Raw genomic sequence first — 22,923 nt, forward strand, 5'->3', positions numbered from 1 at the left:
GTGCTCGCCGTCATGAGCCCGCGGCCAGCGCGCGGACGGCGTCGATGGTGTCGGCCTCGGCGGCGGGCTTGTCGTCGCGGTACCGGAGCACGCGTGCGAACCGGAGCGCGACGCCGCCGGGGTAGCGGGTCGAGCGCTGGACGCCGTCGAACGCGATCTCGACGACCTGCTCGGGGCGGACGGTCACGGTCCAGCCGTCGTCGGACACCTCGAGCTCGCGGAAGCGCTGGGTCTGCCACGCGAGCGTCTCGTCGGTCATGCCCTTGAACGTCTTGCCGAGCATGACGAACCCGCCGTGCCCGTCGCGTGCGCCGAGGTGGATGTTCGACAGCAGGCCCTGCCGCCGTCCGGACCCGCGCTCGACGGCGAGCACGACGAGGTCGAGGGTGTGCCGCGGCTTGACCTTGACCCACGCGGCCCCGCGCCGCCCGGCCTCGTAGGGCGCCTGCGCGGCCTTGACGACGACGCCCTCCTGCCCGGCGGCGACGACCGACGTGAACCAGTCCTGCGCGGCGGCCGCGTCCGCGGTGACGAGCCGGGGGACGCCGGTGGCACCGAGCGCGTCGAGCGCGGCGAGCCGGTCGACGAGCGGTGCGTCGAGCAGGTCGCGCCCGTCGACGTGCAGGACGTCGAAGAAGAACGGGGTGAGCCGCGTGACGGCGGCGACGTCGGCGTCGCGCGTGGCGGTGCGCGCGGCGGTGTCCTGGAACGGCACGGGCCGGCCGGCGTCGTCGACGACGAGCGCCTCGCCGTCGAGCACGAGCGTGGACGCGGGCAGGGCGCGCACGGCCTCGACGATCTCGGGGACGCGGGACGTGAGGTCGTCCAGCGACCGCGTGTACACGCGCACGTCGTCGTCGCGCCGGTGCACCTGGATGCGGATGCCGTCGAGCTTGGTGTCGACGACGACCTCGCCGGGCCCGAGCGACGCCATCGCCTCGGCGACGTCGGACGCGGACTGCGCGAGCATGGGCCGCACGGGGGTGCCGACGGCGAGCGTGAACGCGTCGAGCGCGGCCCGCGCCGCCTCCGGGTCGGGGGCACCCAGCGCGGCCGACGCCACGGTCTCGGTCGACCCGGTGAGCATCGCGGCCCGCCGGACGGTCTCGGGCGGGACGGACGCGGCCTCGGCGACCGCGTCGAGCAGCAGCGCGTCGAGCGCGCCCTGCCGCAGCTCGCCCGACACGAGCCCGCGGAGGAACGTCTGCTCGTCGGGCGTCGCGGCGGCGAACAGCGCGGAGGCGAGACGGGTCCGCTCGGTCGACGACCCCGTGCCCTGGAGCCCGGCCATGGTCTCGAAGGCGGTGTCGACCTCGGCGACCGTCAGCGTCGGGGCGTCGGCGGGTGCGGGCAGCGACGCGAGCGAGCGCCACCCGAGGCCCGTGCGGCGCTGACGCAGCTCACCGGCGAGGTAGCGGGCGACGACGGGCACGTCGGGCGGCTCGGCGCGGCGCAGCACGTCGGCGAGCAGCGCACGCTTGGCGAGGCGGGACCGGGTGGCGGCGACGGCGAGGGACGTCGCGGCGACGTCGGCGAGCAGCATGTCCGCATCCTGCCGCCGGTCACCGACACCGGCACCCGCGCAGGGCCGCCCGAGCGGGCGTCAGAGCACGACGGCGGGGACCAGCACCGGTCGGTCGAGGACGCGCAGCTCGTGCAGCGCGTCGAGCAGCAGACGGTTGAACGCGACGGGCGCATGGGAGTTCACGTCGTGACCCGCGCGCGGGACGACCCGCAGGCGCGTGCCGGGCCGTGCGGTGAGGTAGCGGCGCTCGTCGAGCCGCAGCGGGTCGCGCGCACCGTTGACGACCCAGACGGGCAGCCGCACGCGGCGCAGGTCGGCGAGCGGGGAGTACCCCGACATCGCGGAGAGCATGTCCTGCACGACGTGCCACGTCCCGCCGCCGATCCGCAGCGCGCGCGTCACCGCGCCGGACGCCGACCGGTACGCGAGCAGCGGCTTGCCCTTGATCTCCGTCGAGCAGCCCGCCAGGACGACGCCCGCGAGCTTGTGCTCGTTCCGGCGCGCGTAGGCGAGGCTCGCGTAGCCGCCGAGCGAGAGGCCGACGAGCAGCGGCGCGACCGCGAATGACGCGACGGCGTCGTCGATCGCGCGGATCGCGCCCTCGAGCGTGAACCGTTCGTGCGCACGCGCGCCGTGACCGGGCAGGTCCAGGGCGAGCGTCGGGTGGCCCGACCGTGTCAGCGCGTCGAGCTGGTGCTGCCAGATCGCGGACGACGTGCGCGTGCCGTGGACGAAGACGATGGGGCGGATGACGGGCTCCTCGGGGCGTGTGCTCCGCGGGAGAGTACCTGTCGTTCCTGGGATTCTCCGGGGAGCGTCACACGTCTGGCGCGCAGGCCCCACGTCCGAGCGCTGCGAGACCCGCGCGGTCGCCCGCGGCGAACGAGGTGACGGTCAGGTTCGTGCTCGGGTACATGAGCTGCGTCGGGTCGTCGACGTGCCCGAGCCCGACGACGTGCGCGAGCTCGTGCGTGACGACGCCGATCGCGACGGCCGTCCCGTCGGGGGTCGCGACGAGCGGCGCGAGCTCCTCGGTGTCGAGCGTGACCTCGCCCGTGACGTACACGGACAGGCCGTCGACGGTCACGGCGGCCGACCCGCCGGTCCCCGCGACGTCGCCCAGCAGGCCCGGCGTCTCCACCGAGGTCGACCACGTGAAGAGGACCGGCGCCCAGCGGCGGCCGTACCGGTCCGGCTGGTAGGCGGGCCGGTCGGCCGTCGGCCCCTCGGCCGTCGCGCCGTCGTCGACGAAACGCAGGCCGGTCGCCTCGGCCACGCGCTCGACCGCGGTGCGGATCAGCACGTCGCCGCCGGGCGGGGCGTTGTCGGGACGCACGACGTAGTGGATCGGGCGGCACGGGCTGTACGCGACGGGACCCGAGCCGTCGGGCTGCATCGCGGTGAACGTGTGCGGCCCGGCGTCGAGCGCGGACGCCAGCGGGGGAGTGCCGAGCGGGACCGCCGCCTCCTCGTGGCCGGCGGGCGGGGACAGGCGCGCGACCTGGTCGTTGACCCACCACGTCGCACCGCTCACGAGCGTCGCGACGACGACGACCGCCGCGACGAGGGCCGACGAGCGACCGCGGTGCGGCACGCCGACCGGCGCGGGACCGAGCGTGGGCGGCAGCGGGGGACCGCCGCCCGCCCAGGTGCCCGGCGGCGGGCCGGTCCACGCGGTGCGGGGGTCGGGCGGAGGAGCCGCGAGCGGGTGCAGCCCGAACGCGGGGGGCGGAGTCGCCGGGACTGCTGCCGTCGAGGGCCACGCCCCGGCGTCAGGGTCGTACGGCGGCAGGCCGTACGGGCGCGGCGGAGCCGGCGCCGGCACCCACGTCGGGGGCGCGGCGGCGTCGCGTGCGCTCACGTGCCGTCCTCCCCGTCCGCGGCCGACCGGTCCCGCGTCGGCGCGTCCGGTCCGCCGAGGATCGCACACGCGGCGCGCGCCGACGGTGACCGCGTCGTTCTCGTCACCCGGTCCGCGCAACGCCCCGGACGGCTCGCGGTCACCGGCCCCACCGCCGGGCGAGGGCCGCGAGCTGCCCGACGTAGCCGCCGCCGAACAGCAGCGCGTGCACGGCGACGGGGTAGACCTGGTGCAGCCCGGCGCGGCCCGCGGCGCCCGGCCGCAGCGCGTGCACCTCGGCGTACCCGTCGAGCACGTCGTCGAGGTGGCGCAGCCCGAACAGCCGCAGCATCGCGAGGTCGGTCTCGCGGTGCCCGCCGTGGGCCGCGGGGTCGACGAGCGTCGCGCCCGCCGCGGTCCACACGACGTTGCCGCTCCACAGGTCGCCGTGCAGCCGGACGGGCCGGTCGTCGTCGTCGAGGTGCCCCGCGTCGAGCCGTGCGGCGAGGCGGTCGAGGTCGCGTGCGACGGCGTCGTCGACGACCCGCGCGTCCACCAGCGCGCGGGTCACGGGCACGACGCGGCACGCGGCGAGGAACGCGCCCCACCGGTCGAACCGTCCCGACGGCATCGGCGACGGCGCGTCGAGCGGTCCGAAGAACCCGTCGCGGTCCCAGCCCGGCGGGGCGACGCCGAACGCGTCGGCGCCCGCGTCGTGCACGGTCGCGAGCCCGCGGCCGAAGGTGCGGGCGGCGTCACGCGTCGGCGGCACGGGCACGAGCCGCTCGAGCGTGAGCCCGTGCTCGTCGACGTCGAGCACCTTCACCACCGGCGCACCGCCGGCGGCCCGCAACCACGCCAGACCCGCCGCTTCGCGCCGGAAGAACCCCGCGGGCGCGTCGTCCCGCCGCTTGCGGAACGTCGCCGCCGTCAGACCGTCACGCACGTGCGCACCTCCCCGCGCACCCACCCTGGTGCAACGCCAGGCCCTCGGCACCCCGGCGCGCCGTGCCGCGCACGGTTCGCCGCGACGACGCGCACGCCCCCGGCGAGACTGGCAGCAGACGCGCGGCACCGGTCGCGCGGTCGGCGAGGGGACGGGTCATGCGGGTCGGGGTGCCGCGCGAGGTGAAGAACCGCGAGTACCGGGTGGCGATGACCCCGGCCGGGGTGCACCAGCTGGTGCGCGACGGGCACACCGTGCTCGTCGAGGTCGGTGCGGGCCTGGGGTCGCAGATCCCTGACGACGAGTACCGGGCCGCGGGCGCGATGCTGCTGCCGGACGCCGACGACGTCTGGGGCGGCGCGGACCTGGTGTGCAAGGTCAAGGAGCCCGTCGAGGAGGAGTACCACCGCCTGCGCGACGGGCTCGTCCTGTTCACGTACCTGCACCTCGCCGCCGACAGGCCCGGGACCGACGCGCTGCTCGCCGCGGGCACGACCTCGATCGCGTACGAGACCGTCCAGCTCGCCGACGGCACGCTCCCGCTGCTCGCACCCATGTCGGAGGTCGCGGGCCGGCTCGCGACGCAGGTCGGCGCCTACCACCTCATGCGGAACGCGGGCGGCCGCGGGCTGCTGCTCGGCGGGGTTCCGGGCGTCGACGCGGCGAAGGTCGTGATCCTCGGCGCGGGCGTCGTCGGGTCGCACGCGGCGGAGATCGCCGTGGGCATGCGCGCCGACGTCACGGTGCTGGACCTGTCGATGCCGCGGCTGCGTGAGGTCGACGCCGCGTTCGGCGGACGCGTCCGTACGCTCGCGTCGTCGCCGTGGACGCTCGAGCGCGAGCTCGTCGACGCGGACCTCGTCGTCGGTGCGGTGCTGGTCCCGGGCGCTCGCGCGCCGCGCCTGGTGACGAACGAGCTCGTCGCACGCATGCACGCGGGCGCGGTGCTCGTCGACGTGGCGGTCGACCAGGGCGGATGCTTCGAGGACACGCGCCCCACGACGCACGACGACCCGACGTTCCGCGTGCACGACACGCTCTTCTACTGCGTCGCCAACATGCCGGGCGCGGTCCCGGTCACGTCGACGCGCGCGCTGACGAACGTCACGCTCCCGTACGTCACCGCGCTCGCCGGGCTCGGCTGGCAGCAGGCCGTCGCGGCCGACCCCGCGCTCGCGCTCGGGCTCACGACGCACGCGGGCGCGCTGCTCAACGCCGCGGTCGCGCAGGCGCACGGCTACCCCGCGCAGGACGCGTCGGCGGTCGTCCGTCTGCCCTGAGCGGACCGCCGGGCGCACCCCTGGCACTCCTCGCCGCGCACGGCCTAGCGTCGGCGCATGCGCACCGCACTCGTCGTCGGCGGCACGGGGCAGGTCGGACGGGCGGTCGTGCCCGCGCTCGTCGCGGACGGCTGGCAGGTCCGCGTGCTGTCCCGCGGCAGCCGGCAGGACGGCGCGACGGTCGAGGCGTGGGGCGCGACGAGCGTCGTCGGGGACCGTCACGACCCCGCCGTGCGGGACCGTGCCCTCGCCGGCGGGGTCGACGTCGTGATCGACGTCGTCGGCTACGACGACCGGGACGCCACGGCATGGCTCGAGTCGCGCGACCGCATCGGGTCCGCGGTCGTCGTGTCCAGCGCCGCCGTGTACGTCGACGACGCGGGCGACGGCTTCGAGACGGACACGTTCGGCACGTTCCCGGTGCCCCTGGACGAGTCGCAGCCGACGGTCGAGGCCGGCCGCGACACGTACGCCACGGGCAAGGTCGCGCTGGAGCGGACGTGGCTCGACTCCGACGTCCCGGCGACCGTGCTGCGCGCCGCCGCGATCCACGGGCCGGGGTGCGTGCAGCCGCGCGAGTGGACGTTCGTGCGTCGCGTGCTCGACGGGCGCGACGTGCGGGTCCTCGCGTTCGACGGGCTCAGCCGGTTCCAGACGGTCGCGACGTCGGTGCTCGCCGACCTCGTCCGGCTCGCTGCCGCGCAGCCGGGCGACCGGGTCCTCAACGCCGCCGACCCCGACGCCCCGACGGTCGCCGAGATCGCCCGGGTCGTCGACGCGACGCTCGGCGCCGAGTCGGGCACCGTGACGTTCACCGGCCCGCCGCAGGGGAACCTCGGCCTCACCCCGTGGGCAGTCCCGCACCCGCTCGTCCTCGACACGAGCCGGGCGGCCCGCGAGCTCGGGCACGTCGCGCGCGGCGGCTACGCCGACACCGCGCCCGACGGCATCCACTGGCTCGTCGACGAGGCCGCCCGCCGCGACTGGCGCGACGCGTTCCCCGGCTTCGTCCGCATGGAGGCGATGGGCGACTTCTTCGACTACGCCGCCGAGGACGCGTACCTGGCCGACCGTCGGCCATGATGACCGGCATGACCGACGACTCCCTCGACGCGACCAACCCCTTCGCGTCGCCCTCGACGCTGCCCTACGGCCTGCCCGACTACACCGCGATCCGTGAGGAGCACTACCGGCCCGCGCTGCTCGCCGGGATGGCGGAGCACCGGGCCGAGGTCGAGGCGATCGCGACCGACCCGGCCGAGCCGACCGTCGAGAACACGCTCGTCGCCCTCGAGCGCGCGGGCCGGCTGCTGCACCGCGCGGCCGTCGCGTTCTACAACCAGGCGAGCAGCGACTCGACGCCGGGCCTCGACGCGATCGAGGAGGAGGTGGCTCCGCTGCTCGCGGCCCACCGCGACGCGATCTACCTGGACCGGCGCCTGTTCGCGCGCGTCGAGGCGCTCGCCGAGCAGGCCGCGGCCGGCACGCTCGACCTGCCCGAGGACGCGGCATGGCTCCTGCACCGCACGCAGACCGCGTTCGTCCGCGCGGGCGTGCGCCTCGACGACGCGGCACAGGCCCGGCTGCGCGACCTCAACGCCGAGATCAGCGCGCTCGACGCCTCGTTCGGCCGCGAGCTGCTCGCCGCGACCAACCAGGCGGCCGTGCTGGTGACCGACGAGTCGGAGCTCGACGGCCTGTCCGACGACGCGCGCGCCGCTGCCGCACAGGCCGCGGCCGAGCGCGGCCACGAGGGCGCCTGGCTCATCGAGCTGCAGCTCCCGACCCAGCAGACACCGCTCGCGGTCCTGCGCGACCGGGGCCTGCGCGAGCGCGTCATGCGCGCGTCGCTGACCCGCGGTGCCGGCGGCGACCACGACACGCGGCCGGCCCTGCTCGGCCTCGCGCGGCTGCGCGCCGAGAAGGCCCGCCTGCTCGGGTACGAGCACCACGCCGACTACGTCGCGCAGGACGCGACCGCCGGCTCGGCCGACGCCGTCGCCGACCTGCTCGCGCGCCTCGCACCCGTGGCCGTCGCGAACGCGCGCGACGAGGCCGCCGCACTGCAGGAGGTGCTCGAGCGCGACCACCCCGGCGCGACGCTCGAGCCGTGGGACTGGGCCTACTGCGCCGAGCAGGTCCGGCAGGAGCGGCGCGCGCTCGACGACGCGCGCCTGCGCCCCTACCTCGAGCTCGAGCGCGTGCTCGCCGACGGCGTCTTCCGCGCCGCGACCGCGCTCTACGGGCTCACGTTCGCCGAGCGGCACGACCTCACCGGCTACCACCCCGACGTCCGGGTGTTCGAGGTGTTCGACGCCGACGGCTCCGGCCTGGGCCTGTTCCTCGGCGACTTCTGGACGCGCGGCTCCAAGCGCGGCGGTGCCTGGATGAACAACCTCGTCGACCAGTCGACGCTGCTCGACCACCCGCCCGTCGTCGTGAACAACCTCAACATCCCGAAGCCCCCGCCGGGCGAGCCGACGCTCCTCGCGTGGGACGAGGTCATCACGCTCTTCCACGAGTTCGGCCACGCGCTGCACGGCCTGCTCTCCGCGGTCCGGTTCCCGTCGCAGTCGGGCACCGAGGTGCCGCGCGACTTCGTCGAGTACCCCTCGCAGGTCAACGAGATGTGGGCGTGGGAGCCGCGGATCCTCGCGTCCTACGCCGTCCACCACGAGACCGGTGAGCCGATGCCCGCCGAGTGGGTGCAGACGCTCCTGGACGCCCGCCAGGACGGCGAGGGCTTCGCGACCACCGAGTACCTCGCCGCGGCGCTCCTCGACCAGGCCTGGTACCGGCTCGCCCCCGAGGACGTCCCGACGGACCCCCCCGACGTCGAGCCGTTCGAGGCGGCGGCGCTCGCCGCGGCGGGCGTCGACTTCGCGCCCGTGCCCCCGCGCTACCGGACGACGTACTTCAACCACGTCTTCGCGAGCGGGTACTCGGCCGGGTACTACTCCTACATCTGGTCGGAGGTGCTCGACGCGGACACCGTCGAGTGGTTCCGGGAGAACGGCGGCCTGCGCCGCGAGAACGGCGACGTGTTCCGCGAGCGGCTGCTGTCGCGCGGCGGCTCGCGCGACCCGCTCGCGTCGTTCCGCGACCTGCGCGGCCGCGACGCGGACATCGCACCGCTGCTCGCCCGCCGCGGCCTGCTCGCGGCCGGCACCGTGTGACGACGCCGACCACCCGGCGGCGGCGCGTCACGCGCGTCGCCGCCGGGGCCGGTCGTGGCGTGCGGCCGGGCGACCGGCGGTCCGGCGACGACGTGCCGTCGCCGGCGGTGTCACCAGGTACGGCCGGGCGCGTACGTCCCGAAGGACCACTCCCGACCCCCGACGTCGAGCACGCGCGCCCGGCGCGAGCCCCACGTGGTGTCCTCGGGCGCGATCACCGAGGTCCCGCCCGCGGCGACGGCCCGCCGGTGCAGGTCGTCGACGTCGGGTGCGCACAGGTAGACGCCCACACCGACGGAGACTCCGACGAGCGGCGGGACGGTGCACGCGGCGTCGTCGCTCGCGACCATGACCACGGCGTCGCCGAGGCGCAGCTCGGAGTGCAGCACGCCGCCACGCTCGTCGTCCTGCCGCGCTGTGACGGCGAAGCCGAGCGCCACCAGCCACGCGATCGCGGCGGGCGCGTCGGGGTAGCTGAGGTACGCGTGCAGCGTCGTCGGGGGGTCCACGGGCACGCGACCACGGTGCCACCACGCGCGCGCGACGCCAAGGCCCGGTGCGGGTGTCCGCACCGTGAGCAGGGGCGCGGGTGCCGGTCGCCGGTGCGGCGGGCCGGGTACGGTGGCCGCATGCCCGAGACGACCTCCGACCACGCCCGCACGCCCGCGTCCGTCCCGGACGCCCAGGACGAGGTCGTCGGGATCTGCCGCGACCTCATCCGGTTCGACACGTCGAACTACGGCGACGGGAGCGGACCGGGGGAGCGGGCCGCGGCCGAGCACGTCGTCGACCTGCTGGCCGAGGTCGGGCTGGAGCCCGAGCTGTTCGAGAGCGCGCCGGGCCGCGCGAACGTCGTCGTCCGGCTCGAGGGCGAGGACCCGTCCCGTCCGGCCCTGGTCCTGCACGGTCATCTCGACGTCGTCCCCGCGCGGGCCGCGGACTGGACGGTGGACCCGTTCGAGGCCGTCGAGGCCGACGGTCTCGTCTGGGGGCGCGGCGCCGTCGACATGAAGGACATGGACGCGATGATCCTCGCGGTCGTCCGGCAGATGGTCCGCGAGGGCCGCCGCCCGGCGCGCGACGTCGTGGTCGCGATGTTCGCGGACGAGGAGGCGGGCGGCACGTACGGCGCGCGCTGGGCCGTCGACCACCGTCCGGACCTCTTCGAGGGCGCCACCGAGGCGATCAGCGAGGTCGGCGGGTTCTCCGTCGACGTCGACGGCCGCCGCGCGTACCTGCTGCAGACGGCCGAGAAGGGCCTGTCGTGGCTCCGGCTCGTCGCCGACGGGCGGGCGGGGCACGGCAGCCAGGTCAACGCCGACAACGCGGTGACGCACCTCGCCGAGGCGGTCGCCCGCATCGGCCGGCACCCGTGGCCGCTGCAGCCGACGCCGACCGTCCGTGCGCTGCTCGAGGGCGTCGCCGATCTCACCGGCCTGCCGTTCGACCCGGAGGACCCCGAGGGCGTCGACCGTCTCGTCGCCGCCCTGGGCCCCGCGTCGCGGTTCGTCGGCGCGACGCTGCGCCACACGACGAACCCGACGCAGCTCGAGGCGGGCTACAAGGCGAACGTCATCCCGGGGCGCGCGGAGGCGACGATCGACGGCCGCTTCCTGCCGGGGCTCGAGGACGAGTTCGTCGCGACCGTCGCCGAGCTCGCGGGCGAGCACGTGCGGGTCGAGCGGATCCACCACGACACCGCGCTCGAGGTGCCGTTCTCGGGCGACCTCGTCGACGCGATGGTCGACTCGCTGCTCGCGGAGGACCCGGGCGCGACGGTCCTGCCCTACACGCTGTCGGGCGGCACCGACAACAAGTCGCTGTCCCGGCTGGGCATCACGGGGTACGGGTTCGCCCCGCTGCGGCTGCCCGCCGACCTCGACTTCTCGGGCATGTTCCACGGCGTCGACGAGCGGGTCCCGGTGGACGCGCTGCGGTTCGGCACGCGCGTGCTGGACCGCTTGCTGCGCACCTGCTGACCGGCCCTGCCGTCGCCGCGCCGCGGCGTCCGCCCGGGTGCGCCGCGGGTCGGCTCAGTCCTCGAAGCCCGCGAGGGTGCTGCGGACGCGGATGATCTTGCGGCGCAGCCACACGCGACGCTCGCCGCCCGCGTAGAGGACCGTGCGGGCGAGCTCCCAGCGGCCGTGCTCGGCCTGCTCGGTGAGCAGGCGACGTGCGTCGTTGCGGCTGGTCGTGCGCGGAAGGGTGAGGACCCGGTACTCGTACTGGCCGCCCTGGGCGACCCATGCGTCACGCTTCGTCCCGGTGCGCCCGACTGCCATCCGCCACCCCGTCTCGCCTGCTGGTGGGTCGCACCCCGCGACCTCGTGCCGAAAGACCCTACGCGGTGCCATTGTGCCCCGCGCGGCGCTACGGTCGTCGCATGACCGTCGACCCGCGTGCCGCGCTGGACCGCCTGATCGCAGCCCTCGAGGCCCACTACAACGCCGTCGTCGCCCGCAAGGGCGAGGACGACCCGGCGGTCGACGACGCGTACGACGTCCTGGCGGACGCGTTCGAGGTCTACGACGACGCGCTCGGCACCGTCCACGGCGAGGCCACCCCGTTCTACCTCGCCGAGGAGGAGGACGAGGACGAGGACGACGAGGACGAGGACGACGAGTGGTCGGGCGACGAGGACGACGACTACGACGCGGACGACCTCGCGGACGAGCCGACGGGGCTCGGGACCCGCTGACCCCGCGGTCCAGGACGACCCGCGGCGCGGGAGGTCGGGAGGAGCACGGCGCCGCGGTCAGAAGCGCTCGGGGTAGCCGACCTCGGGCGCGCTCACCTCGTCGAGCGCCCGGCGCAGCTCGTCGGGCAGCTCGAGGTCGAGGGCACCGAGCGACGCGCGCAGCTGCGCGGCCGTGCGCGCCCCCACGACGGCCGAGCTCACGCCCGGACGACCCGTGAGCCACGCGAGCGCGACCTCGAGCGGCAGCCGCTCCAGACCTGACGCCGCGGTCGCGACGGCCTCGACCACCGCGGCGGACTCGCGCGACAGGTACGGCTCGACGAACCCCGCGAGGTGCGGTGACGCGGCGCGCGAGTCCGCGGGGATGGTGCGCCGGTACTTGCCGGTGAGCACCCCGCGACCGAGCGGCGACCACGCGAGCACGCCGAGCCCGAGCGCGGCGGCGGCGGGCACGACCTCGCGCTCGACGCCGCGCTGCAGCAGCGAGTACTCGACCTCGACCGCGGCCAGGCCGGGATCGCGCTCGAGCAGCGACGCCAGGCGCGCGACCTGCCACCCCGCGTGGTTCGCGAGCCCGACGTAGCGGGCCCGTCCGCTGCTCACCGCGAGGCGCAGCGCCGTCGCGGTCTCGTCGAGGGGCGTGCGCGGGTCCGGGGTCTGCACCAGCCACAGGTCGACGTGGTCGGTGCGCAGGCGACGCAGCGACGCGTCGAGCGAGTCGAGCAGCCCGCCGCGGGACGCGTCGACGACGCCGCCGGCCGACGTGCGGCGCACGCCCGCCTTGGTGCACAGGACCACGTCCTCGCGCGGGACGACGTCACCCAGCAGGGTCCCGATGAGCTCCTCGGCACCGCCGTCCGCGTACGACGCGGACGTGTCCACGAGCGTCCCGCCCGCGTCGACGAAGTCGCGCAGCTGCTCCGACGCCTCGTGCTCGTCCGTGTCACGGCTCCACGTCATCGTGCCGAGACCGAGCCGGGAGACCCGCAGACCGGTGCGGCCGAGGTGGAGCTGTTCCATGGAGCGTCACCCTAACGTCGGGCACGTGCCCGGCGGGGGAGGCTCCGCGGCTATCGTTGCGCCTCGTGGCTGACGCGATGGGTGCAGGTGAGGCGATCTTCCTCGGGCTGGTGCAGGGGCTCACGGAGTTCCTTCCGGTGTCGTCCAGCGCGCACCTGCGGATCGTCGGCGACCTGCTCGGCAGCGGTGACCCGGGCGCCACGTTCACGGCCATCACGCAGCTCGGCACCGAGTCGGCGGTGCTCCTGTACTTCCGCCGCGACATCGCCCGGATCTGCTCCGCGTGGTGGCGGCACGTGCGCGGCGACCGCGGCACCGACCTGCGCGCACGACTCGGGATGCCCGTGGGGGAGAAGGCGGACCACGACGCGCTCATGGCGTGGTTCATCGCGCTCGGGTCCGTCCCGATCGTCATCCTCGGCCTGCTCTTCCAGGACCCCGTCGAGCACGCCTTCCGCAACCTCTGGCTCATCGTCCTCACGCTCGCCGGGTTCGCCCTCGTGCTGGGCTGGGCGGACCGGCGCGGTGCGCACCGGCGCACGCTCGACGAGCTCACGCCGCGCGACGCGGTGAAGTTCGGGCTCTGGCAGGCGCTCGCGCTCGTCCCCGGTGTCTCCCGCTCGGGCGGCACGATCACGGGTGGCCTGCTCATGGGCTACACGCGCGAGGCCGCCGCCCGTTACTCGTTCCTGCTGGCCATCCCCGCGGTCTTCGGCTCCGGGCTGTACCAGCTCGCCAAGGCGGTCGCAGGCGACGCGTCGCCGGGCACCGCCGGCGCCGGCGCGACGCTGCTCGCGACGCTCGTCGCGTTCGTCGTGGGGTACCTCGTCATCATCGTGTTCCTCAAGATCGTCTCGACCTTCAGCTACACGCCGTTCGTGGTCTACCGGCTCGGTCTCGCCGCCCTCGTCGCGCTGCTGCTGCTCACCGGCGTGCTCGACCCGATGCCCGCCGTGACACCCTGACCGGCCCGCACCGTCCGCGCCCGGCCCCGCCGGCCGCGTCGACCCACCCGGCTCAGAGCCACCCGGAACGCCGGAACAACCGGTGCAGCCACCAGCAGACCGCACCCATGCCGAGCAGCGCGACCGGGTAGCCGTACGTCCACGACAGCTCCGGCATGTGGTGGAAGTTCATGCCGTAGATGCCCGCCACGAGCGTCGGCACCGCGGCGATCGCCGCCCACGCCGAGATCTTGCGCATGTCCTCGTTCTGCTGCACCGACACGCGTGACAGGTGCGCCGAGAGCATGTCGCCGAGCAGCCGGTCGTGACCGTCGAGGTGGTCGTCCACGCGGTCGGCGGTCGACTGCACGCGCCGCAACCAGTGCTGCGTCCGGCCCCCGTCCGGGCTGTCCGCGGCGTCCGCGACGAGCTCCGGGAGCACCGACGCGATGGGACCGAGCGCGCGTCGCGCCTCCGCGATCTCCCGCTTGAGGTCGTAGATCCGCTGCACCGGGTCCCCGGAGGGCACGGCCGCGAACACCGCGGACTCCGTCGCGACGACCGCGTCGCCGAGCTCGACCTCGACGTCCCCGGCGGTCGCGACGAGCGCGAGCAGCGCGGCGGCGAGCACCTGCAGCACGCCCTCGTCGGGGACGCGCGGCCCGTTGACCAGCCGCGCCGCGGTGCGGCCCACGACGTCCGCCCTCCCGCTCTCCGCCGTGAGGACCACCGACGCACCCACCACGAGGACGAGCGCACCCGTGCTGACCTGCCGGGTGGCCTCGTCGTAGGACAGCGTCGGGGCCGTCACGACGAGCGTGCCGTCCATGGTCCGGTCGACGTGCGCCCGCACCGGGTGGTCCGTCGACACCGCGCGGCGGTCCGGCACCTTGAGCCGCAGGACGGCGCACGCGTCGGCGCCCAGGCCGTGCCGCTCCGCCTCCCTCGGCAGGTCCGCGAGGTCGTGCACGACCACCCACGTCGAGCCGTCGTCGAGCGTGCGCACGTCGGGCACCGGGTCCGTGCCGGGGGTCACGCCGGCGAGGTCGTCCACGGCTGCATTGTGGTCCTCCGCCCGGTGCGGTGCGCCCCGACGGTTAGGCTGCCGCCCGTGCTCACCTGGCCGGCCCCGCAGATCCCTCGGCTCCCCGGACGGGGCGGGCCCGTCGTCGTGCGCGACTCGTCGACCGGCGAGCGCGTCGTCGCCGCACCCGGCCCGACCGCCACGCTCTACGTGTGCGGCATCACCCCGTACGACGCGACCCACCTCGGCCACGCCGCGACCTACGTCGCGTTCGACGTGCTCGGCCGTGCGTGGCGCGACGCCGGGCAGGACGTGCGCTACGCGTCGAACGTCACCGACGTCGACGACCCGCTGCTCGAGCGCGCGACCGCCACGGACGTCCACTGGCGTGAGCTCGCGGACGAGCAGATCGCGCTCTACGCCGAGGACATGACCGCGCTCGGCGTCGTGCCGCCCGACGCCTGGACGGGCGTCGTCGAGTCCATCCCCGCGGTCGTCGACGCGGTGGCCGCGCTCGTCGCGCGCGGCGCCGCCTACACGGTCCCGACGCCCGACGCGGTCGACGGCGGCCCGGGCGACGTCTACGCCGACCTCTCCGTCGACGGCGCGTTCGGCACCGTCGCCGCGCTGGGTCCCGACGAGATGCTCGCGCTGTCCGCCGAGCGCGGGGGCGACCCGGAGCGGCCGGGCAAGCGCGACCCGCTCGACCCGCTGCTCTGGCGTCGCGAGCGGGCCGGTGAGCCCGCGTGGGACGGCGGCACGCTCGGCCGCGGGCGTCCCGGCTGGCACATCGAGTGCGCCGTCATCGCGCGCGACTCGCTCGGCCTGCCGTTCGACGTCGAGGGCGGCGGCTCCGACCTGCGCTTCCCGCACCACGAGATGAGCACTTCGCACGCCCGGCTCCTCGACGCCGGCCACGGCGCCCGCGTGCACGTGCACACGGGGATGGTCGGGCTCGACGGCGAGAAGATGAGCAAGTCCCGCGGCAACCTCGTGCTCGTCTCCGCGCTGCGCGCCGCGGGCGTCGACCCGATGGCCGTGCGTCTCGCGATCCTCGCGCACCGGTACTCCGACGACTGGGACTGGACCGACGCGGGCCTCGTCGAGGCGCAGGAGCGTCTCGCGCGCTGGCGGCGTGCCCTGTCCGGCAACGGCGGCCCCGACGCGGCGTCCACGCTCGCGGGCCTGCGCGCCGCGGTCGCCGACGACCTCGACACGCCGCAGGCGCTCGCGGTCGTCGACGCGTGGGTCAAGACCGCCCTGCACGGCGACCACGAGCCCGTCGAGGGTGCGCCCGGGCTCGTCGCCCGCGCGGTCGACGCGCTGCTGGGCGTCCGGCTCTGACTCTCACGGCCCGGCGGCCCGGCGTCGTGGCGTCGTGGCGTCTTCTCGCGAGGACGGTCCTGCGGCTCGGCCTGGGCTGACGGAGACGCGGCCCGGTCCGGTCCGGCCCGTCAGCCGCCCGTGCCCTTGTCGCGCCGGCGCAGGTAGCGCTCGAACTCCCGCGCGATCGCCTCGCCGCTCGCCTCGGGCAGGTCGGCCGTGTCCTTGGCCTCCTCGAGCTGCCGGACGTACTCGCCGATCTCGTTGTCCTCGCCCGCGAGCTCGTCGACCCCGTCCTGCCAGGCCGCCGCGTCGTCGGGCAGCTCGCCCAGCGGCACGGGCTCGCCGACGAGCTGCTCGATGCGGTGCAGGATCGCGAGCGTCGCCTTGGGCGACGGCGGGTGCGCGACGTAGTGGGGGACCGCCGCCCACAGCGACAGCGCCTGCATGCCGCGCGCCGCGGCCTCGTGCTGGAGCACGCCGACGATGCCCGTCGGGCCCTCGTAGGTGTTCGGCTCGAGGCCCACGGCGTCCCGCAGGTCCGCGTCCTCGCTCGTCGCGTTCACGGGGATGGGACGCGTGTGCGGCACGTCCGCGAGCAGCGCCCCGACGGTCACGACCGTCCTCACGCCGAGCCCGGCCGCGATGTCCAGGAGCTCCGCGCAGTAGCGTCGCCAGCGCATCGACGGCTCGATGCCGTGCACCAGCACGACGCGACGGCCGGTGCGGGGCGTCTCGACGACCGCGACCGACGTCGTCGGCCACGTGATCTCGCGCCGCCCGTGCGGGCCGACGCCCACCACCGGCCGGTTGACCTGGAAGTCGTGGTACTCCTCGGGGTCGAGCTCATCGACCTGCTCCGCGCCCCACGCCTCGTGCAGGTGCTGCAGCGCGTGGGTGGCCGCCGAGCCCGCGTCGTTCCAGCCCTCGAACGCGGCGAGCATGACGGGCTCGTCGTCCGGGAGGTCCGCGGGTGCGTGCTCACTCATCTGCCCAGCCTAGGACGCGCGTCGGCGCCTGCCCGGTACGACCTGCCGGCACCTGTCGCGCGCCGCGTTCCGTCGTCGCGCGACAGGTGCCGCGCGTCGTGCGCGGGAGCCACCGTGTCCGCGGCCGACGTCACACCTGCGGCGGCGCCGCGGGGCTGAGCAGCGGGGGAGCGCCGGTTAGCCTCGAGGGATGCACGCGCACCACGACGCCCCCGCCCGGACCGCCCTGTGACGACGACCCGCACCGACGACCCCCGCACCGACGACCTGTCCCGCACCCTGCCCGCCGCGGTGCTCTGGGACATGGACGGCACGCTCATCGACACCGAGCCCTACTGGATCGGTGCCGAGACCGAGCTCGTCGAGGCGCACGGCGGTGTGTGGACCCACGAGGACGGCGCCGCGATGGTCGGCAACCCGATGTCGGCCGCCGTCGTCGCGCTGCAGGCGCGCGGTGTCGACCTGACCGCGGACGAGATCGCGGACTTCCTCAACGGCCGTGTCCGCGCGGGTGTCGCGGCCGAGGTGCCCTGGCAGCCGGGCGCGCTCGCGATCCTCCAGGCCCTGCACGGCGCGGGCGTCCCGATGGCGCTCGTCACGTCGTCGTTCCGGGTGCTCGCGCAGCCGTTCGCCGAGACCGTGGGCCTGTTCGACGTGGTCGTCTCGGCGGACGACGTCGAGCGGTTCAAGCCGGACCCCGAGCCCTACCTGCTCGCCGCGAGCCTCCTGGGCGTCCCCGTCGAGCGGTGCGTCGCGGTGGAGGACTCGCACTCGGGCGTCGCGTCGGCCGTGGCGTCGGGCGCGCGCGTCATCGGCGTCGAGGTCATGCAGGAGCTCGCCGACCGGCCGGGCCTGAGCCGGGTCGCGTCGCTCGCGGACCTCACGCTCGACGACCTCGCACGCATCGCGGACGGCGACGTGCTCGACCTGCGCCCCGCCCGCTGACGGGCTGCCGGAGGCCCGGCAGGGCCGACGTGGCCGTCACCCCACGGGCGCGGCCGGCGCCGCCGTCAGGCCACGGTTGCGGGCGCGGGCGGCGTGACGCCGATCGACCGCTCGACCGCGCCCTCCGGGACGGGCGGGACCGTGCCGCCGAACGCCGGGCACTGCGCCTTGAACGAGCACCAGTCGCACAGCCGTGACGTCCGCGGACGCCAGTCGCCGCTGCGGGCCGCGTCCTCGATGCCGCCCCAGATCGACCGGACACGCGCCTCGAGCGTGTGCATCTCAGGCTCGGTCGGCTCGTGCTTGAGGACCGTGCCGTCACCCAGGTACTCGAGCTGCAGCAGCTTCGGCAGCACGCCGCGCGAGCGCCAGATGACGTACGCGTAGAACCGCATCTGGAACAGGGCCCCGCCCTCGAAGCCCGGCCGCGGCGACTTCCCCGTCTTGTAGTCGACGACGCGCACCCAGCCGTTCGGCGCGACGTCGACGCGGTCGACGATCCCGCGCAGCTGCGGGCCGTCCTCGAGCTCGACGCTCACCATGAGCTCGCGCTCGCGGGGCTGCAGGCGCGTGGGGTCCTCGAGCGAGAAGTAGGTCGCGAGCAGGCCGTCGACCGAGGCGAGCCACGCGTCGAGCGCCGTGTCGTCCGCGAACAGCGTCGCGACGTCGGGCGCGTCCTCGCGCAGCTGCGCCCACCGACCGGGGACGAGGCCGCGCGCCGCGTCGATCGTGCGCTCGGCCGCGGGCAGGTCGAAGAGGTGCTCGAGGACCGCGTGCACGAGCGTCCCGCGCGCCGCGGCCGCGCTCGGCGGCTCGGGCAGCCGGTCGACGACCCGGAACCGGAACAGCAGGGGGCACTGCAGGAAGTCGTTCGCGCGCGACGGCGACAGCCCCGGCCGCGACGGCGGACGCACCCGCACCGCCTGCTCGACCGACTGCTCGACCAGTTCCTCGACGACCTCGTCCCGGTCGACCGCCACCACGTCCTGCGCACTCACGCCACCGAGCCTAGGACGCGCCACCGACGCTCCCGTCCCACCGCGCCGCGCGCCGCCCCCACGGGACCGACGGCACGCGCGACGTGCCGGGGGCGCCCCGGGGCGCCGCATAGGCTGACCCGGTGAGCGACCCCCGACCTGCCGCGCCGCGCACCTCCGGCTGGGTGATCGGCCGTGTCGCCGGCGCACCGATCGTCCTCGCGCCGAGCTGGCTGATCGCCGCGGTCGTCCTCACGTTCCTGTTCGCCCCGACGGTCCGCTCGTGGTCGCCCGACCTCGGCGGGCGGGTGTACGTCGTCGCGGGCGTCTTCGTCGTGCTGCTCTTCGCGTCGGTGCTCGTGCACGAGCTCGCGCACGGCCTCGTCGCGCGCGCCCGCGGCCAGCAGCCGCGCGAGTTCGTCCTCACGCTGTGGGGCGGGCACACGACGTTCGGCGTCGCCGCCCCGACGCCCGGCACCAACGCGCTCGTCGCGCTCGCGGGCCCGGTCGCGAACCTCGTCCTGGCGGGTGCGTTCCTCGGCGCCGCGAACGCCGTCGGCACGCGGCAGCTGCTCGGGCTGCTGCTGTTCGCCGGGGCGTTCTCCAACGGGTTCGTCGGGCTGTTCAACCTGCTGCCGGGCCTGCCGCTCGACGGGGGCGCGATCCTGCAGTCCGCGGTGTGGGCGGCGACGCGCAGCCGGCACACCGGCACGCTCGTCGCGGCGTGGTGCGGGCGGGTCGTCGCGGTCGGCGTGTTCGCGTGGGCGTTCGTCTTCCCGTTCGTCCAGGGCGGACAGCCCGACCTCACCGACGCCGTGTGGGGCGCGCTCATCGGGGCGTTCCTCTGGACGGGGGCGTCGGGCGCGATGCGCGGTGCGCGCACGCAGCACGCGGTCGAGCAGCTGTCCGTCGCCTCGGTCGGCCGTCCCGCGGCGGTGGTCGGGCACACGGACTCCGTCGCGCGCGCGGCCCAGGTCGCCGCGGCCGCCGGTGCGAGCGAGGTGGTCGTGGTGTCGCCCGACGGGCGCCCGGCCGCGTACGTCGACCGCGAGGCGGCCCGTGCCGTGCCGGCGGACGCCGCCGGCACCACGCCGGTGACGTCGGTCGCGGTCGCGCTGCCCGTGGGGTCCGTCGTCGACGGCACCCTCGTGGGGCAGGACCTGCTCGACGCGCTCGGGCGCGCCGCCCGGCACACCGCGGTCGTCGTCGCGGTCGCCGACGGGCGCGTCGTGGGCCTGGTGCGCGTGCCGGACGTCGTCGCCGCGCTGCGCACCTGAGCGCCGCGCCGGGCCACGGCCGCGTCCTCGTAGACTCGTCGCCCGTGACCGACCAGACGCCCACCGGGGCCGCGCAGCGCCGCGGCCCGTTCCGCGCGGGCGACCGCGTCCAGCTGACCGACCCGCGCGGCCGGCTGCACACCATCACGCTCGCGCCCGGTGGCACGTTCCACACGCACCGCGGCTACCTCACGCACGACGAGCTCATCGGCGCGCCCGAGGGCACCGTGGTGCGGAACACGTCGGGCATCGAGTACCTCGCGCTGCGGCCGCTGCTCGCGGACCACGTGCTGTCGATGCCGCGCGGCGCGGCCGTCGTGTACCCGAAGGACGCCGGCCAGATCGTCACGATGGGCGACATCTACCCGGGCGCGCGCGTCATCGAGGCGGGCGTCGGCTCCGGCGCCCTCACGATGTCGCTGCTGCGCGCCGTGGGCGACGGCGGCGAGCTCCACTCGATCGAGCGGCGCGAGGACTTCGCCGACATCGCCCGCGCGAACGTCGAGGGCTTCTTCGGCGGCCCGCACCCGGCGTGGCGTCTGTCGATCGGCGACCTCGCGGACGTCCTGCCGCGCGTCGCCGAGCCGGGTTCGGTCGACCGTGTCGTGCTCGACATGCTCGCGCCGTGGGAGAACCTCGACGTGACCGCGGTCGCGCTGGCGCCCGGCGGGCTGCTCATCGCGTACGTCGCGACGACGACGCAGCTGTCCCGCCTTGCGGAGGACGTGCGCGAGGACGGCCGGTACACCGAGCCGCAGGCGTGGGAGTCGATGGTGCGCGGCTGGCACCTCGAGGGGCTCGCGGTGCGCCCGCAGCACCGCATGATCGGCCACACCGGCTTCCTGCTGACGACGCGGCGGCTCGCGGACGGCGTCGAGGCGCCGCAGCGCAAGCGCCGCCCCGCCAAGGGGTCCTACCCGGTCGCCGAGGACGGTGCGCCGCTGGAGGACCCGACCCTGTGGTCGCCCGAGGCGATGGGGGAGCGCGCGGTCTCCGACAAGAAGCTGCGCCGGGCGCGCCGCGACGCGCAGGGCCTGGCCGACGCGGCCCGCGAGGCCGACACCGCGGCCGACGACGACCTCGCCTGACCGTCCGGCGGTCCGTCGTCCCGCACCGCGAGACACCGGGAACAGGCGCGGTGCGGCGAGCGTCTCTGGTTGACAGCGATGGTTAGTGTCGTCGGACCAGCAGGCACAGCGACGTGCACGGTGGTGAGCGTGACGACCATGCACGACGCGGAACGGAGGCCGAGACGATGACCGACCCGAACGCCCCTGGCAGGGACCTGTCCCGTGAGCTCGCGATCCTGGCGGCCAAGAACGAGCGGCTCAGCGAGGCGCTCGTCGCCGCGCGCGAGCAGATCGTCGAGCTCAAGCGGCAGGTGGACGACCTCGCGAAGCCCCCGGGCACGTACGCCACGTTCCTCGCGGCGCGCGACGACGGCACGGTCGACATCGTGTCGTCGGGCCGCAAGATGCACGTCGGCGCGAGCCCGTCGATCGACGTGCACCGCCTGCGCCCGGGCCAGGAGGTCATGCTCAACGAGGCGCTCACGGTCGTCGAGGCCGGCGGGTACGAGAAGGTCGGCGAGATCGTCACGGTCAAGGAGATGCTCGGCGAGGGCCGGGCGCTCGTGGTCGGGCGCGGCGACGAGGAGCGGGTCGTCCGGTTCGCCGGGCAGGTCATCGACCAGGCGAAGGTCCGGGTCGGGGACGCGCTGACGATCGACTCGCGCAGCGGGTTCGTGTTCGAGGTCATCCCGCGCGCCGAGGTCGAGGAGCTCGTCCTCGAAGAGGTGCCGGACATCCAGTACGAGGACATCGGCGGCCTGGGCCCGCAGATCGAGGCGATCCGCGACGCCGTCGAGCTGCCGTTCCTGCACCCCGAGCTGTTCCGCGAGCACGGCCTGAAGCCGCCGAAGGGCGTGCTGCTGTACGGCCCGCCCGGGTGCGGCAAGACGCTCATCGCGAAGGCCGTCGCGCACTCGCTCGCGGCGACCGCGGCGGCGGCGCGGGGTGAGGAGGGCGCGGAGACGCGATCGTTCTTCCTCAACGTCAAGGGCCCCGAGCTGCTCAACAAGTACGTCGGCGAGACCGAGCGGCACATCCGCCTGATCTTCGCCCGCGCGCGGGAGAAGGCGTCGCAGGGGCACCCGGTCGTCGTGTTCTTCGACGAGATGGAGTCGCTGTTCCGCACGCGCGGCACGGGCGTGTCGAGCGACGTCGAGACGACGATCGTGCCGCAGCTGCTCTCGGAGATCGACGGCGTCGAGCGGCTCGAGAACGTCATCGTCATCGGCGCCTCGAACCGCGAGGACATGATCGACCCCGCGATCCTGCGTCCCGGGCGCCTCGACGTGAAGATCAAGATCGAGCGGCCCGACGCCGAGGGCGCGCGCGAGATCTTCGGCAAGTACCTCACGGCCGACCTGCCGATCCACGAGGACGACCTGCGCGAGCACGGCGACTCCTCGTCGGCGGCGGTCGAGGCGATGATCACGCGCGTCGTCGAGCGCATGTACACCGAGAGCGAGGAGAACCGCTTCCTCGAGGTCACCTACGCGAGCGGCGACAAGGAGGTCCTCTACTTCAAGGACTTCAACTCGGGCGCGATGATCCAGAACGTCGTCGACCGCGCGAAGAAGTCCGCGATCAAGGACCTCCTCGCGACCGGCCAGCGCGGCATCCGCGTCGACCACCTGCTCACGGCGTGCGTCGACGAGTTCCGCGAGAACGAGGACCTGCCGAACACCACCAACCCGGACGACTGGGCGCGCATCTCCGGCAAGAAGGGCGAGCGCATCGTGTTCATCCGCACGATCGTCCAGGGCAAGAAGGGCACGGACACGTCCCGCACGATCGAGACGGTCACGAGCACCGGCCAGTACCTCTGACGACGCACCGCACCTCCGACGCCGACGCGCGCCGGGCCTGCCGTCCCGGTGGTGCCCGGCGCGCGG

21 protein-coding genes are annotated in these 22,923 nt (G+C 75.3%); 11 read left to right on the forward strand and 10 right to left on the reverse strand.

All coding sequences use genetic code 11. The features are described 5' to 3' along the window. Positions 1 to 10: 10 nt before the first annotated feature. The 4 genes from GXP71_RS05710 to GXP71_RS05725 all read right to left on the reverse strand — a co-directional run bounded on the left by GXP71_RS05710 (position 11) and on the right by GXP71_RS05725 (position 4,311). Entirely contained in the window at positions 11 to 1,543 is a 1,533-nt protein-coding gene (locus GXP71_RS05710) for an ATP-dependent DNA ligase (RefSeq protein WP_162351873.1), read from the reverse strand. A gap of 60 nt (positions 1,544 to 1,603) precedes the next feature. Continuing rightward, a complete protein-coding gene (locus GXP71_RS05715) occupies positions 1,604 to 2,368 on the reverse strand; it encodes an alpha/beta fold hydrolase (protein WP_238402645.1) in 765 nt (254 codons plus the stop codon). Beyond that, complete coding sequence (locus GXP71_RS20100) at positions 2,343 to 3,386, reverse strand: matrixin family metalloprotease (protein ID WP_238402646.1); 1,044 nt, start codon at positions 3,384 to 3,386, stop codon at positions 2,343 to 2,345. The genes GXP71_RS05715 and GXP71_RS20100 overlap by 26 nt, the downstream gene beginning before the upstream one ends. A 139-nt stretch (positions 3,387 to 3,525) precedes the next feature. Beyond that, positions 3,526 to 4,311 (reverse strand): fructosamine kinase family protein, encoded by a 786-nt coding sequence (locus GXP71_RS05725; RefSeq protein ID WP_238402647.1) that lies wholly within the window; start codon positions 4,309 to 4,311, stop codon positions 3,526 to 3,528. A gap of 158 nt (positions 4,312 to 4,469) precedes the next feature. Here GXP71_RS05725 and ald point away from each other — a divergent pair, with 158 nt between their 5' ends. Genes ald through GXP71_RS05740 form a run of 3 tightly spaced genes read left to right on the forward strand, consistent with a single transcriptional unit; the run spans position 4,470 to position 8,767 of the window. Further along, the gene (gene ald / locus GXP71_RS05730) at positions 4,470 to 5,591 is read left to right on the forward strand and encodes an alanine dehydrogenase (RefSeq protein WP_162351874.1); all 1,122 of its coding nucleotides are present in this window, start codon (positions 4,470 to 4,472) and stop codon (positions 5,589 to 5,591) included. A gap of 57 nt (positions 5,592 to 5,648) precedes the next feature. Beyond that, positions 5,649 to 6,674: an NAD(P)-dependent oxidoreductase gene (locus GXP71_RS05735; RefSeq protein ID WP_162351875.1), complete on the forward strand. Its 1,026-nt coding sequence runs from the start codon at positions 5,649 to 5,651 to the stop codon at positions 6,672 to 6,674. Between the two features lie 8 nt (positions 6,675 to 6,682). Continuing rightward, complete coding sequence (locus GXP71_RS05740; protein ID WP_162351876.1) at positions 6,683 to 8,767, forward strand: M3 family metallopeptidase; 2,085 nt, start codon at positions 6,683 to 6,685, stop codon at positions 8,765 to 8,767. A gap of 110 nt (positions 8,768 to 8,877) precedes the next feature. Here the strand turns inward: GXP71_RS05740 and GXP71_RS05745 are convergent, their stop codons facing one another. Then, positions 8,878 to 9,282 (reverse strand): VOC family protein, encoded by a 405-nt coding sequence (locus GXP71_RS05745; RefSeq protein WP_238402648.1) that lies wholly within the window; start codon positions 9,280 to 9,282, stop codon positions 8,878 to 8,880. Positions 9,283 to 9,396: 114 nt separating this feature from the next. On the opposite strand from GXP71_RS05745, the gene GXP71_RS05750 reads away from it, so the two are divergent. Beyond that, entirely contained in the window at positions 9,397 to 10,746 is a 1,350-nt protein-coding gene (locus GXP71_RS05750; RefSeq protein WP_162351877.1) for a M20/M25/M40 family metallo-hydrolase, read from the forward strand. A gap of 54 nt (positions 10,747 to 10,800) precedes the next feature. On the opposite strand, the gene GXP71_RS05755 is transcribed toward GXP71_RS05750, so the two are convergent. Further along, entirely contained in the window at positions 10,801 to 11,049 is a 249-nt protein-coding gene (locus GXP71_RS05755) for a DUF5703 family protein (RefSeq protein ID WP_162351878.1), read from the reverse strand. A gap of 101 nt (positions 11,050 to 11,150) precedes the next feature. Between GXP71_RS05755 and GXP71_RS05760 the strand changes: the two genes are divergently transcribed. Continuing rightward, positions 11,151 to 11,465: a primosomal protein gene (locus tag GXP71_RS05760; protein ID WP_162351879.1), complete on the forward strand. Its 315-nt coding sequence runs from the start codon at positions 11,151 to 11,153 to the stop codon at positions 11,463 to 11,465. A gap of 57 nt (positions 11,466 to 11,522) precedes the next feature. On the opposite strand, the gene GXP71_RS05765 is transcribed toward GXP71_RS05760, so the two are convergent. Next, positions 11,523 to 12,485, reverse strand: coding sequence for an aldo/keto reductase (locus tag GXP71_RS05765; RefSeq protein ID WP_162351880.1), 963 nt, complete (start codon positions 12,483 to 12,485; stop codon positions 11,523 to 11,525). A gap of 77 nt (positions 12,486 to 12,562) precedes the next feature. On the opposite strand from GXP71_RS05765, the gene GXP71_RS05770 reads away from it, so the two are divergent. Continuing rightward, entirely contained in the window at positions 12,563 to 13,450 is an 888-nt protein-coding gene (locus GXP71_RS05770) for an undecaprenyl-diphosphate phosphatase (RefSeq protein ID WP_162354218.1), read from the forward strand. A gap of 52 nt (positions 13,451 to 13,502) precedes the next feature. On the opposite strand, the gene GXP71_RS05775 is transcribed toward GXP71_RS05770, so the two are convergent. Beyond that, the gene (locus GXP71_RS05775) at positions 13,503 to 14,483 is read right to left on the reverse strand and encodes a magnesium and cobalt transport protein CorA (RefSeq protein WP_238402649.1); all 981 of its coding nucleotides are present in this window, start codon (positions 14,481 to 14,483) and stop codon (positions 13,503 to 13,505) included. Between the two features lie 57 nt (positions 14,484 to 14,540). Here GXP71_RS05775 and mshC point away from each other — a divergent pair, with 57 nt between their 5' ends. Next, entirely contained in the window at positions 14,541 to 15,797 is a 1,257-nt protein-coding gene (mshC, locus tag GXP71_RS05780; protein ID WP_162351881.1) for a cysteine--1-D-myo-inosityl 2-amino-2-deoxy-alpha-D-glucopyranoside ligase, read from the forward strand. A 110-nt stretch (positions 15,798 to 15,907) separates the two neighbouring features. Here mshC and GXP71_RS05785 read toward each other — a convergent pair whose 3' ends face one another. Next, the gene (locus GXP71_RS05785) at positions 15,908 to 16,765 is read right to left on the reverse strand and encodes a PAC2 family protein (protein ID WP_162351882.1); all 858 of its coding nucleotides are present in this window, start codon (positions 16,763 to 16,765) and stop codon (positions 15,908 to 15,910) included. A gap of 228 nt (positions 16,766 to 16,993) precedes the next feature. Here GXP71_RS05785 and GXP71_RS05790 point away from each other — a divergent pair, with 228 nt between their 5' ends. Continuing rightward, positions 16,994 to 17,710 (forward strand): HAD family hydrolase, encoded by a 717-nt coding sequence (locus GXP71_RS05790; RefSeq protein WP_370520984.1) that lies wholly within the window; start codon positions 16,994 to 16,996, stop codon positions 17,708 to 17,710. Positions 17,711 to 17,775: 65 nt separating this feature from the next. Here the strand turns inward: GXP71_RS05790 and GXP71_RS05795 are convergent, their stop codons facing one another. Continuing rightward, the gene (locus GXP71_RS05795) at positions 17,776 to 18,657 is read right to left on the reverse strand and encodes a PD-(D/E)XK nuclease family protein (protein WP_162354221.1); all 882 of its coding nucleotides are present in this window, start codon (positions 18,655 to 18,657) and stop codon (positions 17,776 to 17,778) included. 173 nt (positions 18,658 to 18,830) lie between these two features. On the opposite strand from GXP71_RS05795, the gene GXP71_RS05800 reads away from it, so the two are divergent. The 3 genes from GXP71_RS05800 (at position 18,831) to arc (ending at position 22,857) form a co-directional block, all read left to right on the forward strand. Then, a complete protein-coding gene (locus tag GXP71_RS05800) occupies positions 18,831 to 19,964 on the forward strand; it encodes a site-2 protease family protein (protein WP_162351883.1) in 1,134 nt (377 codons plus the stop codon). 44 nt (positions 19,965 to 20,008) lie between these two features. Next, the gene (locus GXP71_RS05805) at positions 20,009 to 21,052 is read left to right on the forward strand and encodes a tRNA (adenine-N1)-methyltransferase (protein ID WP_162351884.1); all 1,044 of its coding nucleotides are present in this window, start codon (positions 20,009 to 20,011) and stop codon (positions 21,050 to 21,052) included. Between the two features lie 167 nt (positions 21,053 to 21,219). Beyond that, a complete protein-coding gene (arc, locus tag GXP71_RS05810) occupies positions 21,220 to 22,857 on the forward strand; it encodes a proteasome ATPase (RefSeq protein WP_162351885.1) in 1,638 nt (545 codons plus the stop codon). The last annotated feature ends 66 nt before the right edge of the window (positions 22,858 to 22,923 follow it).

Source organism: Cellulomonas sp. H30R-01, from assembly GCF_010119915.1.
Lineage (GTDB): Bacteria > Actinomycetota > Actinomycetes > Actinomycetales > Cellulomonadaceae > Cellulomonas > Cellulomonas algicola.

Coding starts and splice junctions, on each gene's coding strand:
- GXP71_RS05710 (WP_162351873.1), bottom strand. CDS start 1,543: ATGCTGCTCGCCGACGTCGCCGCGACGTCCCTCGCCGTCGCCGCCACC.
- ald (WP_162351874.1), top strand. CDS start 4,470: ATGCGGGTCGGGGTGCCGCGCGAGGTGAAGAACCGCGAGTACCGGGTG.
- GXP71_RS05735 (WP_162351875.1), top strand. CDS start 5,649: ATGCGCACCGCACTCGTCGTCGGCGGCACGGGGCAGGTCGGACGGGCG.
- GXP71_RS05740 (WP_162351876.1), top strand. CDS start 6,683: ATGACCGACGACTCCCTCGACGCGACCAACCCCTTCGCGTCGCCCTCG.
- GXP71_RS05750 (WP_162351877.1), top strand. CDS start 9,397: ATGCCCGAGACGACCTCCGACCACGCCCGCACGCCCGCGTCCGTCCCG.
- GXP71_RS05755 (WP_162351878.1), bottom strand. CDS start 11,049: ATGGCAGTCGGGCGCACCGGGACGAAGCGTGACGCATGGGTCGCCCAG.
- GXP71_RS05760 (WP_162351879.1), top strand. CDS start 11,151: ATGACCGTCGACCCGCGTGCCGCGCTGGACCGCCTGATCGCAGCCCTC.
- GXP71_RS05765 (WP_162351880.1), bottom strand. CDS start 12,485: ATGGAACAGCTCCACCTCGGCCGCACCGGTCTGCGGGTCTCCCGGCTC.
- GXP71_RS05770 (WP_162354218.1), top strand. CDS start 12,563: ATGGGTGCAGGTGAGGCGATCTTCCTCGGGCTGGTGCAGGGGCTCACG.
- GXP71_RS05785 (WP_162351882.1), bottom strand. CDS start 16,765: ATGAGTGAGCACGCACCCGCGGACCTCCCGGACGACGAGCCCGTCATG.
- arc (WP_162351885.1), top strand. CDS start 21,220: ATGACCGACCCGAACGCCCCTGGCAGGGACCTGTCCCGTGAGCTCGCG.